The organism is Delftia sp. WSY_7 (genome assembly GCF_043104845.1).
Classification (GTDB): domain Bacteria; phylum Pseudomonadota; class Gammaproteobacteria; order Burkholderiales; family Burkholderiaceae_C; genus Comamonas; species Comamonas tsuruhatensis.
Genome location: NZ_JBICLB010000001.1, coordinates 69,132 through 84,643, shown reverse-complemented (window position 1 = coordinate 84,643; position 15,512 = coordinate 69,132). Strand labels below are relative to the sequence as shown.

Below are 15,512 nucleotides of genomic sequence, written 5' to 3'. Positions count from 1 at the left end.
AGATCCGTGCCATGGCCTTGTCCCGTTCCCGTTTTCTGTCGTGCCTGATGGCCGGCGCCGCTGCGCTTGCCTTGCCCTTGGCGCATGCCCAGGCCCAGTCCTACCCGGATCGCCCGATCAAGCTGGTCGTGCCCTTTGCGCCCGGCGGCGCCACCGACATCCTGGGCCGCCTGCTGGCCACATCGCTGGGAGAGCGCCTGGGCCAGCCCGTGGTGGTGGAAAACCGTCCCGGCGCGGGCACCGTGGTGGCGGGCGCGCTGGTGGCCAAGGCGCCGCCCGATGGCTACACGCTGCTGCTGGGCGCCAGCACCACGCTGACGCTGAACCCCGTGATCCGCAACCCGCTGCCCTACGATCCGCTGCGCAGCTTCACGCCGCTGGGCCTGGTAGCCGACATGGGGCTGGTGCTGGTGGCGCACAACGAAACGCCTGCACGCACCCTGCCTGAACTCGTGGCCCTGGCCAAGGCCGATCCGGACAAGCTGTCCTACGGCTCCTTCGGCACGGGGTCGTCGGTGCACTTCGGTGGCGAAATGCTCAAGACCGCCACGGGCATGCGCATGGTGCACGTGCCCTTCAACGGCAGCTCGCCCAGCCTCACCGCGCTGATGGGCGGCCAGGTGCAGGTGGCCGTGGACACGGTGGTGGCTACCACCCCGCTGATCAAGGCCGGCAAGATCCGCCCCATCGCGGCCCTGGGCCCGCAGCGCCTGCCCCTGCTGCCCCAGGTGCCCACCGTGGCCGAAAGCGGCTACCCCGGCTTTGCCATGGACACCTGGTTTGCCTTCCTCGCACCGGCCGGCCTGCCCGCTCCCATCCAGAGGAGGCTGGAAAAGGCGCTGGCTGACACCATGGCCGAGCCGGCCATGAAGAAGAAGCTGGTGGACATCGGCCTGTCGCCCGCATGGGGTCCGGGCAGCGCGCTGCAGGAGCGCATAGAGCGCGAACTGCCGCAGATGCGCGCCGTGGCCGCCAGGGCCGACATCAAGGTGGATTGAACGCAGCTGCCTTCCGGGAGAGAGGGGGCAGAGATGGCGTCGTCCCCCTTGGGGGGCGCCGTGCAACGGGAAGGCGCGAAGCGACTCAGGGGACTTCTAATCGTGCAGGAAAGCTGCGGCAGGATTGGCGACAATGCAGGCTTCGCCTTTTCATCGCATCGACAACGAGAATCCTGCCCATGCAATTCGCCGACCGTCTGAACAACGTAGAAACCTCCGCCATCCGCGAGCTGTTCAAGCTGCTGGGCAAGCCCGGCATCATCAGCTTCGCGGGTGGTTTCCCGGACAGCGCCATGTTCGACGTGGCCGGCATCAGCGCCGCCTCCCAGGCAGCGCTGCAGCAGGAGCCGGGCGCCGCGCTGCAGTACGGCGCCACCGAGGGCTACCAGCCGCTGCGCGAGCAGATCGCCGCCTTCATGGCGGGCAAGGGCGTGCGTGAGCTGGCCCCCGAGCAACTGGTGGTCACCACGGGCAGCCAGCAGGCGCTGGACCTGCTGGGCAAGACCATGATCAACCCCGGCGACAAGGTCATCGTGGAAGGCCCGACCTTCCTGGCCACCATCCAGTGCTTTCGCCTGTACGGCGCGCAAGTCATCAGCGCGCCCATCGATGCCGAAGGCGCCCAGGTCGATGCGCTGGAAAAGCTCATTGCCGAGCACCGCCCCAAGCTGGTCTACCTGATTCCCACCTTCGGCAATCCCAGCGGCGCCATGCTGAGCCTGGAGCGTCGCAAGAAGGTGCTGGAGCTGGCCGTCAAGTACCAGACCCTGGTGGTGGAAGACGATCCCTACGGCGACCTGTATTTTGGCGAGGCGCCACCTCCCAGCCTGCTGGCCCTGTCCAGCCAGGTGCCCGGCAGCCGCGATTGGCTGGCGCACTGCGGCTCGCTGAGCAAGGTGCTCAGCCCCGGCCTGCGCATCGGCTGGCTGGTGGCCCCGCCCGAGCTGCTGGCCCGCGCCGTGATGTGCAAGCAGTTCAGCGACGCCCACACCAGCACCTTTGCCCAGGCCACGGCCGCGCAGTACCTGAAGTCCGGCGCCATGCCCGCCACGCTGGCCCATGTGCGCGAGGTCTATGCGCGCCGCGCCAAGGCCATGGGCGATGCGCTGCGCGAGCACCTCGGCGATGCCGTGGAATTCCTGCAGCCCCAGGGCGGCCTGTTCCTGTGGGTGCGCCTGACCGGCAAGGGCGGCGCGCTGGCCGATGCCGGCGAGCTGGCCAAGCGGGCCATCGCCCAGGGCGTGGCCTTTGTGCCGGGCGCGCCGTTCTTCGCGCAAAACCCCGATGCCACCAGCTTCCGCCTTTCGTTCGCCACGGCCGACGAGGACAAGATCCGCGAAGGCATCGCCCGCCTGGCCCAGGCGCTCAAGGCGTGAGCGTGGCAGGGGACAACGAGCGCAGGGGCGAACGCGACGAGGCCCAGGCCCTGCAGGCGCGCGTGATGGAGCTGGAGATCAAGGCCAGCTACACCGACGACCTGCTGGAGCAACTGAACCTGACCATCTACCGCCAGCAGCAGCAGATCGACCGGCTCCTGGACGAACTGCGCGACCTGCGCCGACGGGTGCCGGAGGGCGGGCCCGCCGGCGGTGCGACCCATCTGCGCGACGAGCTGCCCCCGCACTATTGAGTGCGCAGGGCTGCATGCTAATGCCCAGGCCAGGCCCTGCCTGGGCATCTTTTCATTCAAGCGGCTTGTTGGCCACGTGCTTCATCTTGCCCAGGAACAGGCGCAGGAAAAAGCCCGCCATGATCAGGATGAAGACGATGACGCCCAGGCTCATCAGCCCGTAGTCGGTGGAAAAGAGATCGATCATCAGCTTCACAAGTCCTCCTGTGGTTTGTAGGTATCGGTGGGGTCCCGATCCGACTATCGCCGTGGCATGGCGTGGAAGGCTTGTGATGGGTCAACGCGGCGGCGGGGCGGGTTTGCGGCAGCGCAAAGGGGCAAGCCCCTGCAAGCCCGGGCAAGCCCGGGAACTGGGCATGGGGTAGGAGTCGATCATCCAGGGCGAGCCAAGCCCATCACCCCCGCATGAACGGCAGGGGCACCTCCGCAGGAATCGGGCACGCATAGGGCCGGCCGCCGCGGCGCTCGAGCAGCTCCGCCTTGGCCTCGGCCATGCGCTCGGGCCGCTGCAGCAGGGCGATGGCGGTGGCGGCCATCACCTGGGCGGCGCGCACCATGCCGGCGTGGGCCAGGCCGGACTGGCCCTGCGAGACCATCTGCCAGGAGTGCAGCGGCGTGCCGAAGGCGTAGCAGGCCACCCAGGCCTGGACGGTGGGCGTGATCCAGCTCACATCGGCCACGTCGGTGGAGCCGAACAGGGTGCCCTCCACAGCGGGATCGTAGGGCGCCAGGCCCTCGAACACGGCCGGCACCTTGCCGCGCAGCACGCTGGCCAGCGGGCGGCTGACCTGGTCTACGTCATTGCTGTCCAGCGTGGCCTGGAAGTCGCCGGCCAGGCTGTGCAGGCCGGGGTCCACGCGCAGCGGGCCCAGGGCCTGCATCTGTTCGTACATGACCTGGTTCAGCGTGCGGTTCTGCAGCAGGTTGGAGCAGGCCTTGTCGAAGACGATCTCCAGCCGGCAATCCGTCATCAGCGCGGCGCCGCGCGCCACGTTCTGCACGCGCTCGTACAGTGCGGCCGCCTCATGGTTGCGCGCGGCCCGCACCAGGTACAGCACCTCGGCGCGCGCCTGCACCACGTTGGGCGACAGGCCGCCCGAGTCGGTGATGGCGTAGTGCACGCGCGCATCGGTGGGCATGTGCTCGCGCAGGTAGTTCACGCCCACGTTCATCAGCTCCACGGCGTCGAGCGCGCTGCGGCCCAGGTGGGGGGAGTGCGCGGCATGCGAGGCCTTGCCGTGGAAGACGAACTTCGCCTGGATATTGGCCAGCGTGCTCTGGCTGAACACGCCGGAGAAGCTGGCCGGGTGCCAGGTCAGCGCCGTGTCCACATCGTCGAAGACCCCGGCGCGCGCCATGAAGGTCTTGCCCGATCCGCCTTCTTCTGCCGGGCAGCCGTAGTAGCGCACGCGCGCCTTGGCGCCGCTGCGGCGCAGGTGCTCCTGCAGCGCGATGGCCGCGAAATGCGCCGAGGTGCCCAGCAGGTGGTGGCCGCAGCCGTGGCCGGCCAGGCCCGGGCTGTCGGTGGACGGCGTGCAGACCAGGGCGCCGCTTTGCTGGTTCAGGCCCGACAGTGCGTCGTACTCGCCCAGGAACGCCAGCACCGGGCCCTCGTCGCCCCATTCGGCCAGAAAGGCGGTGGGAATGCCGGCCAGGGCGCGTGTGATGCGAAACCCGGCCTGCTCCAGCGCATCGATGTGCAGCTGGGCCGAAGCCGTCTCGGCATAGCGCAGCTCGGCCAGCGACCAGATGCTGTCGGCCAGGGCCGCCATGCGCGCGGACTGCTGCTGGAAAAAATCCTGGAGATGATCGACCGCGCTCATTCCGGCTTCACTCCTGCCTTGTCCAGCAGCGCCTTGTTGCGCTGCAGTTCGCTGGCGATCTGGGCAGGGAAGCGGCCCTGGTCCATCTCGGTGACCGATGCTCCCAGCAGCTTCAGGTGCTTTTGCACCTCGGGCAGGCGCACGGCCTTCGTGGACGCTTCCTGCAACTGCCGGACGATGGCGGGCGGCGTGCCGGCCGGCACGACCAGGCCGAACCAGCTGATGCCCAGCTCGTTGAGCTGCGCATAGCCCAGCTCCTTGAAGGTGGGTACATCGGGCAGATCGGGCGAGCGGCTGTCGCCCGACAGTGCCACGGGGATGAGCTTGCCACCCTTGATCTGGGGCATGGCCGAAGGCAACTGATCGGTCATCACCTGCACCATGCCCGCCAGGGCGTCGTTGAGGGCCGGGCCGTTGCCGCGATAGGGCACGATCTGGATCTGGGTCTTCATGGTCTCGTTGAAGGATGCCACCATCAGATGGCCCAGCGTGCCCAGGCCCGGCACGCCCGCACTGTAGGCGCCGGGCTGGGCGCGCAGCCTGGCCAGGAACCCCGCGAAATCCTTGACGCCCATCTTGGGATGGACCATGTAGACCGATGGCATGGTCACCAGGTTGGCCACGGGCAGGAGCCTGCCTTCCAGCCTGGCGGCGCGCGTATACAGCGAGGGGTTGATGGTGGCCGTGCTCACCGTGGCCATGCCTATGGTGTATCCGTCTGGCGCCGCCTGGGCAATGCTTTCGGTACCGATCAGGCCACCCGCGCCGGCCTTGTTGTCCACCACCACGGGCTGGCCCAGCGTGCTGCGCAGGCCTTCGGCGATCACGCGCGCGACGATGTCGGTGGAGCCGCCGGCCGCAAAGGGCACGATGAGCTTGACGGGCTTGCTCGGATAGGCGTCGGCCGCATGGGCCGTGCGGGCCAGGGTGAGGCCGCACAGCGCGGCGCAAAGGCCCGCGCCCAGGGAAAGCAGGGTGCGGCGCGGCAGGTGAGAGAGAGGCTGTAAGAGGGGCTTGGCTTGCATGGCATGGACTCCATCGACGGGGAGGGAGCCGCAGCCTGGGCCGTGCCGGCTCCCGATGCAGGCGACTATAGAAATCCTGCCGCCCGCGTGGGCCACGGTATTTGTGCCAAGCTATAAGCCGTTCCGATAGCTTGCCCTTCGCCGCCTGTGGCGCGCCAGGGCCTGCCTGGGGAAAACACCGAGATTCCCATGAGCCACGATTTTGACGACCGCGAAGGCCTGGACGATGCGGCCACGCCCCAGGGCCGGCTGCTGTTCTCGCGCCTGACCAAGCATGTGCGCCTGCGCCAGCTGCAGCTGCTGGTGGCGCTGCAGCAATGCGGCTCGGTGGTGCAGGCCGCCGCCACGCTGCACATGAGCCAGTCGGCAGCCACCCAGGCGCTGGCCGAGATGGAGCGCGTGCTGGACATCCGCCTGTTCGAGCGCCATGCGCGCGGCATACGCCCCACGCTGGCCGGCCAGACCCTGGTGGACACGGTGCGCGGCGTGCTGGCCGCGCTGGAGGAGGTGGCGGAATCGCTGGCCGCCATTCGCCGGGGCGCCGCGGCCGCGCTGCGCCTGGGCGCCATTCCGGCGGCAGCCCTGGCCATTCTTTCGCCCCTGCTGGCGCGGTTCTATGCCGAGCACCCCGAGGTGCATGTCGATGTGCACGAAGACGCCAGCACCCGGCTGCTGTCCCAGCTGCTGGGCGGCGGGCTGGACGCGGTGTTCTGCCGCGAGCCGGCGCTGCTGCCCGGCCCCTTCGTCTTCGAACCGCTGCTGGCCGACACGGCCGTGGTGGTGGCCGCACGCTCGCATGCACTGGCCGGGCGCCGTGGCGTGCCGCTGCAGGCCTTGACCGGCGCGCGCTGGGTGCTGCCCACGGCCAACATCGCCGTGCGCGGGATTTTCGAGGCCGAGGTGCTCCAGGCACTGCCCGATGCGCCCTGGTTTCCCGTCTCCACCGTTTCCCTGCCGATACTGGAAGGCCTGTTGAGCCAGCCCGGCGCCGTGGCCCTGGTGCCGTTGAGCATCGCGCCGGGCCTGCAGACCCATGCGCGCGTGTGCCGGCTCGACGTGCAGCTGACGGGCCGGCTGGCGCCGCTGGGCGTGGTCCGCCGCCGCGACCGGGCGCCCGCCCTGCTGGACCAGATGCTTTCGCTGTGCGCGCAGGTTCTGCCGTCACCCCCGGCGCGCTGAAAGCGGGCGGCATGGCTTCTTGCGGCCCCCGGTTGCGGCCACAATACTGTCCGCGCGAAAACACGGCAGCACGGCCGGACCAGACAACAGAAAGCACGCAGAGGACCGCATGATCAATTGGTCGCTAGACGCCGATACCGTCACCCACAGCATCCAGCTGGCGCTGGCGCCGGTGTTCTTCCTGACGGCCGTGGCCGGCATGATAGGCGCCGTGGCCGGGCGGCTGGCCCGCATCATCGACCGCGCGCGCAAGCTGGAGGAACTGCTGCGCACGCCGCAGGAGGAGGAATTCATCGCGCGCAGCCTGACCGAGCTGCACTTTCTGCGCAAGCGCGGCCGGCTGGCCAATGTCTGCATAGGGCTGCTGACCGTCTGCGGCTTTTGCATCGGCCTGACCATTGCCCTGCTGTTCCTGGGCGAGGCCTACGGCATCAACGGCCATGGCTATGCGGTGCTGGGCTTTCTGTTCGGCGTGCTGATGTTTCTCTCGGCCCTGGCCTGCTTTCTCTGGGAAACCATCATGGCCACCAGCCTGCTGGACTTCCACACCCTGACCCGCGTGCGCGCGGCCGTGCGCACCATACAGCGGCCGGAACCTGCCGGACCCGGGGCGCCGGCCCCCAGCCCTGGGCCGGGCAGCGAGCCCTGAGCGCGGCTGCCGGGCCACGCTGCGCAGCTGCTACCAGCAATCGCGTGCAGGCAGGGTGCCATTGCGGACCCCACCCACGCCCAGGTGGTCGTAGGTGAAGGTATGGCATTTGTCGCTGAGCTGGCTTCGCAGCGGTGAGGCAATGAGGGTGTAGCTCGATGCGGCGGGGTCAGGACTCAGCGACAGTTCGTAGAAACCGTCGGGAGATCGGCTGGCATAGACGCCGGTGCCCCCCAGCGTCGCACCCTCGTAGGTCAGGTTGGCGGAAAAGTACTTCTCCATGGCGCCTGCGGCCTCCAGCAAGGCGCGCCTGCCATCGGTGCGGCGGGACTTGCGCAGGTATTCGGCATAGCTGGGATAGGCGATGGCCGACAGGATGCCGATCACGGCCACCACCACCATCAGCTCGATCAGGGTGAAGCCGCGTGCCACCCGGCGGCGGCGACCAGGCGTCGGCAAGGGGTTGTTCTGCATGCCCATGGTCAGTCCAGGCCCAGCGGATGGATGTCGGCCGGGGTGTCCTCGCGCCAGGAAATGCGCCTGTTGCTCAGCGGCCCCTTGCTTTCTGCCAGCGACTGCAGGCCTGCGGTGCTGTTCATGACCTTGGTTTCCTGCTTGCCGTTGTTCAGGATGGCGGGCTGCGAGCTGATGCCCTCCAGCCGCGCGCCCCCGGTGGCGCGGTCGTTGTCGCCGTAGCGGTCGCTGCCGTCCACCGTACCGTCGCCGTTGATGTCGAACAGGCCGTCGGCATACTTCTCCGCGCCCTGGCCGTCCAGCGAGAGTTCCATCAGCCAGCTATGGCCGCCTGCCGTACACATCTGCGTGCTGGGCACGGCCGTGGTGAAGATGACGCGGTCGCGGCGCAGCATGGGATGGGTGATCAAGCGCTCGCCCGCGTCGGCCAGCAGCATGAGCCAGTTCCTGTTGCCGGGGCGGCCGTCGGAGATCAGCCGCAGGGACATCTGCGTGGTGCGGCCATCGCCGTTGGCGGCGCCGGCGTCGACACTGGTGACCTTCAGCACGCTGTGGCTTGCGGAGGAGCCCCCGGTGCCTTCGTCCAGCAGGCTGAAGAAGTACTGGGATGCGGAGGCCGGGGCCGCAGCGTCATGGTCGCCGACCTCGAAGCTCTTGCCCGTGCCGTACAGCAGCTGCACGTGGGATTGCAGCGTGCCGTGGCTGATCTTGGCCTCAGGCCGCGTGGTGATGGGCTGCCCGTGGAAGCTGCCGCCCCAGGGGGTGGTCATCGGTGCAGGAGTGCCGTTGACCGACGGCACGATCCCGCCCCCGTCCCCGCTCGCGGCCATGAGGTCGAAGCGCCACATGTTGCCCTGCAGGTCTCCCGCATAGACGCGGTCCACCAGCCCGTCGTCGTCCAGGTCCACGGCGGCCGGCGTGCTCAGGCCATTGGGCCACCTGCGCTGGCTGTCTTGCACGCCTCGGCGAGTGTCCCATTTACTGTGCAGCGCGCCGGTCTCCAGGTTGACGGCGTACAGCACGGCATTGCCGCTGGTGCTGGCCGCGCCGTCCGCCTCCACATTGTTGTAGCCGTTGCCGAACAGGGCCATCCAGCCTGCCCGGGTCCTGGCGATGGAAGGCTGCGCGAAGCTGAAGCCCATGTCCATATCGAAACCGGCGGGTCGGTTGCTGCCCGGTGCGCGCCGGTCGCGGTCGCCGAACTCCCACAGCACGACGTTCTTGGCGGCGGCTTCGGTGATCGCATCGGGATCGGTGATGTCCAGCGCGTACACGCCCTGGCCCCCTGCGCCCAGACCCCCCACGAGGATGGTCCGCCATCGGCCGCCAATGAAGGCATCGGACACCATGGGCGAGCCGTCCACGTAGAAGCGGTGGCGGTAGTTCGGATCGGACAGCTGGCGCAGGTGGGGGATCACGGTCGAGGGGACATAGGCAAAGAGCTCCTGCCCCGTGTCCGCGTCGAAAGCATGCAGCATGCCGTCGTTGGCTCCCACGTAGACCATCTTGCGGCGATCGGCCCGTGCCTTGCGGAATTCGCGGTAGGAGGCCTCGGTGTAGGGCATCTCGGGCGCGCCCACATACACCGGGGCCGAGTTCACGATGTCGCCCAGCAGGCTGGTGCGCCTGCGCAGGGGTCCACGGGGCGCTTCCCCTGCCTGGCTGCCCCGCAGGTAGGCCAGCACGTCGGGCGATCCGATCTGCCTTTGCTGCTCGGGGTTCAGTGCTTCCCAGGCAAAGGCCACGCCCTGGCGCGTGTCGGGCCGGTAGCTGAGGATGCGGCGTGTCGCAGGAATGCGCGCCTCCCACTGCGCCTGTTCGGCCACCGCAGTGCCTGTGATGCTGTGCGCTGACAGCGTGCCGCTCCAGTCGCGGGGATCGAAGCGGGCCTGGTAGATCCTGGTGCTGCTGGACACGTTGGTGGAGTTGGCCGCCACGGCGGCCACGCTGGAGGAGCGGGCGGCGATGTCGGCGAAGATCGCCTGCAGGGCGGTATCGAGGGTCGCGGGGTCGTTGGCCGCGAAGGCGCGCTCCGTGCCCCCGGCGGCGGCCACCTCGTTCAATTGCTCGGGATTGGTGCCGAAGGGCAGGGCGAATCCGATGACGAAGGTCTCCACGTTGGCCTCTTGCCTGAGGCGCCGCGCGGCCTCTGCCGTCTGGCGCAGGCCGGCCGCCATGTCCTGGATGATTTTGCCGTTGGGCCGGGTCGAGGGCAGGCCATCGGTGAGCAGCACCACAAAGTTGCGGCCGCAGGACTGGGGCAGCGGATAGCAGGCGGGCACATAGCCTTCTGCGGCATTGCGCCAAAGCTCTTCGCCCTGGAAGTAGTCCAGCGCCGTCAGCAGCGTCCCCTCAAGCGGTGTGTTGCCCGCGTTCTGCAGGGGCCAGGCGGGATCACGGGGCGCGTTAAGCAGAAACTGCGAGGTGGCGAGCTTGCGTTCCAGAGCGGCCCTGTGGGCGACGTCCAGCGGCCGGATGGGCTGGTGCAGGAAGCCGCGGCCCGGAAAGCTTTCGCTGAACCAGGCCTGTCCTATGGGAGTGTCGAACATCTGCCTGCCGAAGTCGTAGATGCCCTGGGCATAGTCGGAGTCGGTGGGGTTGAACATTGCCCGGCCCCGGAAGTTGTTGTATCCCGCATTGCCGGTGGTGTTGGTGGCGTTGGTAGTGCCTGTCTTGCCGCTGAAGCATGAATAGACGTCCCAGGGGCCATCGACGGTCTCGTTGGTGCGGAAGCCGTCGGGATTGGCGGGCGTGGGCCCGGCGTTGGCCGTGGCGGAAAAGCAGTGGCTGGAGGTGTTGCCGCCACCATAGAACGGCAAGGCCACGTTGTAGTAGATGAAACGCCCTTTGTCGCTGGGGTTGGGAAACCTGAAGCGCTTGCGGGTGGGGCTGGCGCGCGTGCCCCTCCATTGCGGGTCGAAGTGGTTGGGGTCGTAGCTGACGTCGTATAGCGAGTTGCTCAGGCTGCGCGGGACGACGTCTTCCTGCTGGTAGGCCATCAGGCCCAAGTTCATGCGCCCCTGGTAGCGTTCGATGATGGTGCGGGCAGCGGCGCGGGCGATCTCGGACTTGCTGTCAGTGCTGTCGCTGCCGACAGCGGAGCCGTTCGGGGCCTCGTCCATGCTGTTGGAGTTGTCCATGATGAGCAGCACGTTGGGCGTGGCGTTCTGCGTGGCCATCAGGGGCGCCTGTGAGATGTTCAGGGGCACGGGGCGCACCGGTGCCGTAGGCTGCTGCGCGCGGGGGGCGGCCATGCAGGCAAGCAGCAGCATCGCCACTGCCGCCGGAAAGAGGGGAGGGCAGGGCTTTTGCAGAGGGAGTTTGCGCATGGTCTTTCCTTCAATTGATGTACATGCTTTGCAGCACCACCCGCGAGGCCGGACTGCCATCGGCGCGCCGGGCCGCTCCCATGCCGATGGCCGTCACGCGAAAGACGGGAGGGCGGCCCTGGTCGGCGCCATAGCCCTGCACCACCACGCTTTGCGCAGGGGTCTCCAGCCGCTCGATGAGGTAGCGCGGTGTCGGTGCTCCCTGGGGGCCGGGGGAGGTCTGCCCGGTGCGCGTGCCCAGCGCCACGCCCAGCGTGTCCTGGGCAATGAGCGCCTCGGACCACGAGCTGCCGTCTTCCCTGGGCAGGCACAGGCCCGCTGTGCAGGCATCGTCAAAGGCCTCCAGGGCCGGGTTGCGGGTGGTGATGTCCTGCTCCCCGTCGCGCAGCGCGGCCTCGGCGGCCTGGAAGGCGATGTGCCAGTCGTTGCGGTTGCCCGTGGACCGGCCCTGCAGCAGGCCCATGTTCATGGCGGCCAGCGACAGCATCACCAGGGCCATCATGATGATCATGGTGGTGATGAGCGCCAGGCCGCCCTGTGTCCGTATTTGTTTCCGTGTCCTTGCCATGCTCATTCCACCCGGTTTCGCAGCGTGAAGACCGCGCTGAATTCACGGTACAGCCGCCGGTCGGCGGCGGTGGCGCGCCGGGGGGCGCCGTTGCTGTCGCGATAGAAGGTGTAGCTCTGGGGTGCGTGCAGCAGCGCACCCATGCCAGGCGCGGAGGCCATGAGAAGGCGCACTTCCACGGCGCGCACGGCAGGAGGCGGTGGTGGCGGAGTCGGACCCGGCGTCGTCGCTCTGCCGGCCAGGCCGGAGCCGGTGTTGTTCCATACGCTGTTGCCCGGCGCCTCTTGCTGCACGGCGGCCGAGGGCTGGCCGTGTATGGACTCGATCTTGAGATCCATGGCCCCTTCGGCCAGCATGCGGCAGCTCAGGTCGTTGGCTTTGCCTTGCCCGGGCATGGGATCGATCTGGCTGCTGGAGCAGTGGATGAGGCCGGTGGCGCTGCCGTTCTTGAGCCGCCCGATGAAGAACAGGTCATTGACTGCGGGCAGCACGCGTGCGTCGCGCTTGAGGAGCGTCAGGCCGCAGGCGCCCCGGTCCGGGGAGAAACCGGAAATTCCCGATCCGGGCTGGATGCAGGTATCCAGGAGCGCCCGGCGGGAAATGTAGGTCTGCGAGCAATCGGTCGCGACGACCACATCGTTGTCGCTCAGTTGCTGGCTGCTCTTGTGCGTGCCCGTGCCCGCTGTCCTGAGCACGTCCGACCGGGCGCTGGCCTGGGCGGGGACATCTTCCGCGAAACTGGTCCAGGCATCCTGTGCCTGTCCGCGCCGGATGCCTATGGGGTCCAGCAGGTTCCAGTGGGGCCCGAGCCTTTCGGGCTCGGCGATGAAGGGGGGAACCTTGGTCAGGGCCGTGCTGCAGCCCGTGAAGCCCGCATTGCGCACCGCCTGGCCCATCACGCCAAAGCTCAGGCGTGCATCGCTTTGCATGCGCGCCAGTGCATTTTCATGGCGCAGCAGGCCTCTTGCGTTCACATACAGTCCCGCCAAGGCGGCCAGGAGAAACAGGGCGATGACCACCGCCACCATGAGTTCCACCAGGGTCAGGCCCTGTTGCGGGCCTTGCTGCGGGCCACGGGATGCCAGCCGATCTCTCATGGGATGACCTCGATGCTGTGTTCTTCGGGGTTTCCATCCCCGCTGCGGGGATGGCTCCAGGTCACGGTGATGAGGGTCTTGCCTTCGGCAGTCTTGACGCTGCCCTGGCCCTGGGCCAGGGCGTTGCCCAGGTCCCTTTGCCACAGGCACAGCCGGTACTGGGCATGGGCCTTGTCGTCTCCGCCTTCGCCAGGGTCGCTGCAGGATCTGGGCGCGGTGCCGCCACCGCCGTCGAAGTCGCCTGCCAGTGCGCCCCGGCGGTTGGCGCGCAGGCGTTCCACCATCTCGGCGGCCTTTTGCACGGCCGCCGTGCGCTGGTAGGAGGCATTGAGGTCGCCCAGGTTCTGATAGAGCCCCTTGAGGGTGCCCAGCAGGCCGGCGGAAATGACCACCAGGGTGACCATGACCTCCACCAGCGTGAAGCCTGCCTGCGATGCCGCAGCTGCGGCGGGGGTGGGAGCGGGGTGTGGATCCTTCCTGTCCATGCGAAGTCCTCGCTTGTGTTCAGAGGCCGGAAGCGGCGCCGGCGCAGTCCACGGCTTGCGGCTTGCTGCTGCCAGAGGCGCGGGGCAGCGGGTCGCGCGGTGCCAGGTCCTGCAGGCCACCGGCATACATGGCGATATGGCGGGCGGGCAGGTGCCGGGCGCGACTCGGGCAGGCCGTGAAGGTCACGTCGGGGTTGCAGGGGTAGGCCACGCGGTGGACCTGCTCGGCGCCCGGTGCGCCCCGGCGGGCCGTGGGCCAGCAGATCTGCCCGTCCGGAAGCGCGTGTACGGCGTGGCCCGCCGATTTCATGCCCTGGCCGCCCGTCGGATACCAGGCGAAGAGATCCACGCTGCGCACGCTGGGAAACACCCTGAGGACCTGGTCGTCCTCGTCGATCACGCGGGGGGTGCTGCCGTCGCTGAAGGCGATCAGCTCGCCGGACCAATCCTGGAGCCCCTGATAGGGACCACTGCCGATGGCGGTGTCGCTGCAGGCCTTGCGGTCCGCGCTGGCAGGGCAGATGGTGATGCGCTGGTTGCGTCGTCCCGCCTCGTGCTGGGCCATGCGCAGGGCCGCGGACAGGCGCATCAGTGCGGACTCCTGCTGGCTGGTCTGCACCATGTCGTTCATGTTGGGGGCGGCAATGGCCAGCAGGATGACCACCACAGCCAGGGTCACCATGATCTCCACCAGGGTGAAGCCCTGGTGGCGCCCTGCGGGCGGCGCAGGCATGCCGCCGGCTTCGCGGCGCCGCTGGCATGCCGCATGCGCAATGGATGGAATGCGCAAATGAAAAGCGAAGGAGTACTCCTGCATTGCCTGTCCCGTGTATTCGTTCCTGTGTATTCCTGTGGTGGTCATAGGCGAATCCTGAATATCCGGCAATGGAGGCATTGCCGGAGATGCCGATTTCCTGGATATGGCGAGTATTTCGAGGCGCGTCTATTGCCTGCGTGATTTTCAAAAAGAGTGGCAGCTTTATGAAGTTGCCTTGAGGCCCGCGAATTCTCTAGGCTCACTGCAAATGATGTCAAGGCTTTTCAGAAAATCTGAGTCCTTCTTTTTGCCCCCCGGGACGCTTGTATCTGCCTTATGGGAATGCTCCTATTTGATTTCTAGGATTGTTCCTGTTTGCATTTTCCTGGCGTGCGCGGGATTATCTTCTGACGCCTGTATTTCAGCGGATTCAATGAATGGAAGACCTGTTTGTTTCCGGTATTGCGATGATCCCGGGCCGGCAAAAACGCATTGGCCGGGGATGTGGATTCGACGGAGTGGGCGAGGCGGGGAAAGAGGGGCCGTCAATGGCCCCCTCACTCCATCGGGTCAAGACAGGCGGCTGCCGCCTGGATCACGCAGTCCGTCAGCCGCTGCAGGCTGGCCTGCGCATTGCGCGCATGGGCCCAGTACATGGGAATGTCCAGATCGTTGCCGGGCAGCAGCTCCACCAAGCTGCCTTCGGCCAGTTGCGCGCCGATCATCAGCGGCGGGTGCATGCCCCAGCCCATGCCCAGCTCGCAGGCCCGCGTATAGCCCTGGTTGGACGGCAGAAAGTGGCGCGGCGTGCTGCGCCGGCCTTCCGCGCCCAGGCGCTGCAGCCACTGGTCCTGCAGGCTGTCCTTGCGGCCGTAGCTCATCATGGGCGTGCGTGCCATGGCCTCGGGCGTGATGCCGTCCTTGAGGTAGCGGCGGATGAAATCGGGACTGGCGGCCGCCACGTAGCGCATGCGTCCCAGCGGCCAGGTGTTGCAGCCCGGAATGGCCGAGGACGTGGCCGTGACGGCGGCCAGCACCTCGCCCTCGCGGATGCGCTTGGCCGTGTGGTCCTGGTCGTCGATGCTGATGTCCAGCAGCTCGTTGCCGTCGCGCGTGAAGGCGGACATGGCGTCCATGAACCAGGTGGACAGCGAGTCGGCATTGACGGCCAGCTTGAGCGTGGGCAGGGCCGTCTGGCCCTCGGGCACCAGTTCGGGGTTCTTGCGGCGCAGGTCGTTTTCCAGCAGGGCGACCTGCTCCACATGCAGGCACAGGCGGCGGCCTGCCTCCGTGCCTGAACAGGGCTGGCCGCGCAGCACCAGCACCTGGCCCACGCGCTCTTCCAGCAGCTTGATGCGCTGGGAGACGGCCGAGGGCGTGACGTGCAGCTTGCGCGCCGCGCGTTCGAAGCTGCCTTCGCGCACCACGGCTGCCAGGGCTTCGAGTCCGGCGTAGTCGAGCATTTAGATATTCTTCATTTGATTGAGTAAATGTAATT

At 67.8% G+C, this 15,512-nt stretch carries 15 protein-coding genes; 5 read left to right on the top strand and 10 right to left on the bottom strand.

What is annotated here, in order from left to right:
* Nucleotides 1–11: 11 nt before the first annotated feature.
* The 3 genes from ACF8ME_RS00435 (at nucleotide 12) to ACF8ME_RS00425 (ending at nucleotide 2,628) form a co-directional block, all read left to right on the top strand.
* Complete coding sequence (locus ACF8ME_RS00435; protein ID WP_392414870.1) at nucleotides 12–998, top strand: Bug family tripartite tricarboxylate transporter substrate binding protein; 987 nt, start codon at nucleotides 12–14, stop codon at nucleotides 996–998.
* Between the two features lie 179 nt (nucleotides 999–1,177).
* Complete coding sequence (locus tag ACF8ME_RS00430; RefSeq protein ID WP_016445250.1) at nucleotides 1,178–2,374, top strand: PLP-dependent aminotransferase family protein; 1,197 nt, start codon at nucleotides 1,178–1,180, stop codon at nucleotides 2,372–2,374.
* Complete coding sequence (locus ACF8ME_RS00425) at nucleotides 2,371–2,628, top strand: SlyX family protein (protein WP_034363106.1); 258 nt, start codon at nucleotides 2,371–2,373, stop codon at nucleotides 2,626–2,628. The genes ACF8ME_RS00430 and ACF8ME_RS00425 overlap by 4 nt, the downstream gene beginning before the upstream one ends.
* Nucleotides 2,629–2,680: 52 nt before the next feature.
* On the opposite strand, the gene ACF8ME_RS00420 is transcribed toward ACF8ME_RS00425, so the two are convergent.
* The 3 genes from ACF8ME_RS00420 to ACF8ME_RS00410 all read right to left on the bottom strand — a co-directional run bounded on the left by ACF8ME_RS00420 (nucleotide 2,681) and on the right by ACF8ME_RS00410 (nucleotide 5,476).
* Nucleotides 2,681–2,815 carry a DUF3149 domain-containing protein gene (locus tag ACF8ME_RS00420; RefSeq protein WP_016445252.1) on the bottom strand — a complete coding sequence of 45 codons (135 nt, stop codon included), beginning with the start codon at nucleotides 2,813–2,815 and terminating at the stop codon, nucleotides 2,681–2,683.
* Between the two features lie 208 nt (nucleotides 2,816–3,023).
* Entirely contained in the window at nucleotides 3,024–4,451 is a 1,428-nt protein-coding gene (locus tag ACF8ME_RS00415; protein ID WP_016453036.1) for a M20 family metallopeptidase, read from the bottom strand.
* The gene (locus ACF8ME_RS00410) at nucleotides 4,448–5,476 is read right to left on the bottom strand and encodes a tripartite tricarboxylate transporter substrate binding protein BugE (protein ID WP_017404435.1); all 1,029 of its coding nucleotides are present in this window, start codon (nucleotides 5,474–5,476) and stop codon (nucleotides 4,448–4,450) included. Before ACF8ME_RS00410 ends, ACF8ME_RS00415 begins: the two co-directional genes overlap by 4 nt.
* A gap of 189 nt (nucleotides 5,477–5,665) precedes the next feature.
* Here ACF8ME_RS00410 and ACF8ME_RS00405 point away from each other — a divergent pair, with 189 nt between their 5' ends.
* Entirely contained in the window at nucleotides 5,666–6,655 is a 990-nt protein-coding gene (locus tag ACF8ME_RS00405; protein WP_070081001.1) for a LysR family transcriptional regulator, read from the top strand.
* Nucleotides 6,656–6,764: 109 nt separating this feature from the next.
* A complete protein-coding gene (locus ACF8ME_RS00400; RefSeq protein ID WP_074923001.1) occupies nucleotides 6,765–7,304 on the top strand; it encodes a DUF2721 domain-containing protein in 540 nt (179 codons plus the stop codon).
* A gap of 30 nt (nucleotides 7,305–7,334) precedes the next feature.
* Here the strand turns inward: ACF8ME_RS00400 and ACF8ME_RS00395 are convergent, their stop codons facing one another.
* The 7 genes from ACF8ME_RS00395 to ACF8ME_RS00365 form a co-directional block, all read right to left on the bottom strand.
* Nucleotides 7,335–7,784: a type IV pilin protein gene (locus ACF8ME_RS00395; RefSeq protein ID WP_279627039.1), complete on the bottom strand. Its 450-nt coding sequence runs from the start codon at nucleotides 7,782–7,784 to the stop codon at nucleotides 7,335–7,337.
* Nucleotides 7,785–7,786: 2 nt separating this feature from the next.
* Nucleotides 7,787–11,107 carry a PilC/PilY family type IV pilus protein gene (locus ACF8ME_RS00390; RefSeq protein ID WP_392414869.1) on the bottom strand — a complete coding sequence of 1,107 codons (3,321 nt, stop codon included), beginning with the start codon at nucleotides 11,105–11,107 and terminating at the stop codon, nucleotides 7,787–7,789.
* 10 nt (nucleotides 11,108–11,117) lie between these two features.
* Entirely contained in the window at nucleotides 11,118–11,675 is a 558-nt protein-coding gene (locus tag ACF8ME_RS00385) for a PilX N-terminal domain-containing pilus assembly protein (protein WP_209669756.1), read from the bottom strand.
* A 2-nt stretch (nucleotides 11,676–11,677) separates the two neighbouring features.
* A complete protein-coding gene (locus ACF8ME_RS00380) occupies nucleotides 11,678–12,772 on the bottom strand; it encodes a PilW family protein (RefSeq protein WP_392414868.1) in 1,095 nt (364 codons plus the stop codon).
* Nucleotides 12,769–13,257, bottom strand: a complete 489-nt coding sequence (gene pilV, locus ACF8ME_RS00375; protein ID WP_051940613.1) for a type IV pilus modification protein PilV — start codon at nucleotides 13,255–13,257, stop codon at nucleotides 12,769–12,771. Before pilV ends, ACF8ME_RS00380 begins: the two co-directional genes overlap by 4 nt.
* A 19-nt stretch (nucleotides 13,258–13,276) precedes the next feature.
* Nucleotides 13,277–14,119: a GspH/FimT family pseudopilin gene (locus tag ACF8ME_RS00370; protein ID WP_392414866.1), complete on the bottom strand. Its 843-nt coding sequence runs from the start codon at nucleotides 14,117–14,119 to the stop codon at nucleotides 13,277–13,279.
* A 452-nt stretch (nucleotides 14,120–14,571) separates the two neighbouring features.
* Nucleotides 14,572–15,477, bottom strand: a complete 906-nt coding sequence (locus tag ACF8ME_RS00365) for an HTH-type transcriptional regulator ArgP (RefSeq protein WP_017404434.1) — start codon at nucleotides 15,475–15,477, stop codon at nucleotides 14,572–14,574.
* Nucleotides 15,478–15,512 lie beyond the last annotated feature (35 nt).

Coding starts and splice junctions, on each gene's coding strand:
- ACF8ME_RS00405 (WP_070081001.1), top strand. CDS start 5,666: ATGAGCCACGATTTTGACGACCGCGAAGGCCTGGACGATGCGGCCACG.
- ACF8ME_RS00400 (WP_074923001.1), top strand. CDS start 6,765: ATGATCAATTGGTCGCTAGACGCCGATACCGTCACCCACAGCATCCAG.
- ACF8ME_RS00365 (WP_017404434.1), bottom strand. CDS start 15,477: ATGCTCGACTACGCCGGACTCGAAGCCCTGGCAGCCGTGGTGCGCGAA.
- ACF8ME_RS00380 (WP_392414868.1), bottom strand. CDS start 12,772: ATGAGAGATCGGCTGGCATCCCGTGGCCCGCAGCAAGGCCCGCAACAG.
- ACF8ME_RS00430 (WP_016445250.1), top strand. CDS start 1,178: ATGCAATTCGCCGACCGTCTGAACAACGTAGAAACCTCCGCCATCCGC.
- ACF8ME_RS00390 (WP_392414869.1), bottom strand. CDS start 11,107: ATGCGCAAACTCCCTCTGCAAAAGCCCTGCCCTCCCCTCTTTCCGGCG.
- ACF8ME_RS00410 (WP_017404435.1), bottom strand. CDS start 5,476: ATGCAAGCCAAGCCCCTCTTACAGCCTCTCTCTCACCTGCCGCGCCGC.
- ACF8ME_RS00385 (WP_209669756.1), bottom strand. CDS start 11,675: ATGGCAAGGACACGGAAACAAATACGGACACAGGGCGGCCTGGCGCTC.
- pilV (WP_051940613.1), bottom strand. CDS start 13,257: ATGGACAGGAAGGATCCACACCCCGCTCCCACCCCCGCCGCAGCTGCG.
- ACF8ME_RS00395 (WP_279627039.1), bottom strand. CDS start 7,784: ATGGGCATGCAGAACAACCCCTTGCCGACGCCTGGTCGCCGCCGCCGG.
- ACF8ME_RS00420 (WP_016445252.1), bottom strand. CDS start 2,815: ATGATCGATCTCTTTTCCACCGACTACGGGCTGATGAGCCTGGGCGTC.
- ACF8ME_RS00435 (WP_392414870.1), top strand. CDS start 12: ATGGCCTTGTCCCGTTCCCGTTTTCTGTCGTGCCTGATGGCCGGCGCC.
- ACF8ME_RS00415 (WP_016453036.1), bottom strand. CDS start 4,451: ATGAGCGCGGTCGATCATCTCCAGGATTTTTTCCAGCAGCAGTCCGCG.
- ACF8ME_RS00370 (WP_392414866.1), bottom strand. CDS start 14,119: ATGACCACCACAGGAATACACAGGAACGAATACACGGGACAGGCAATG.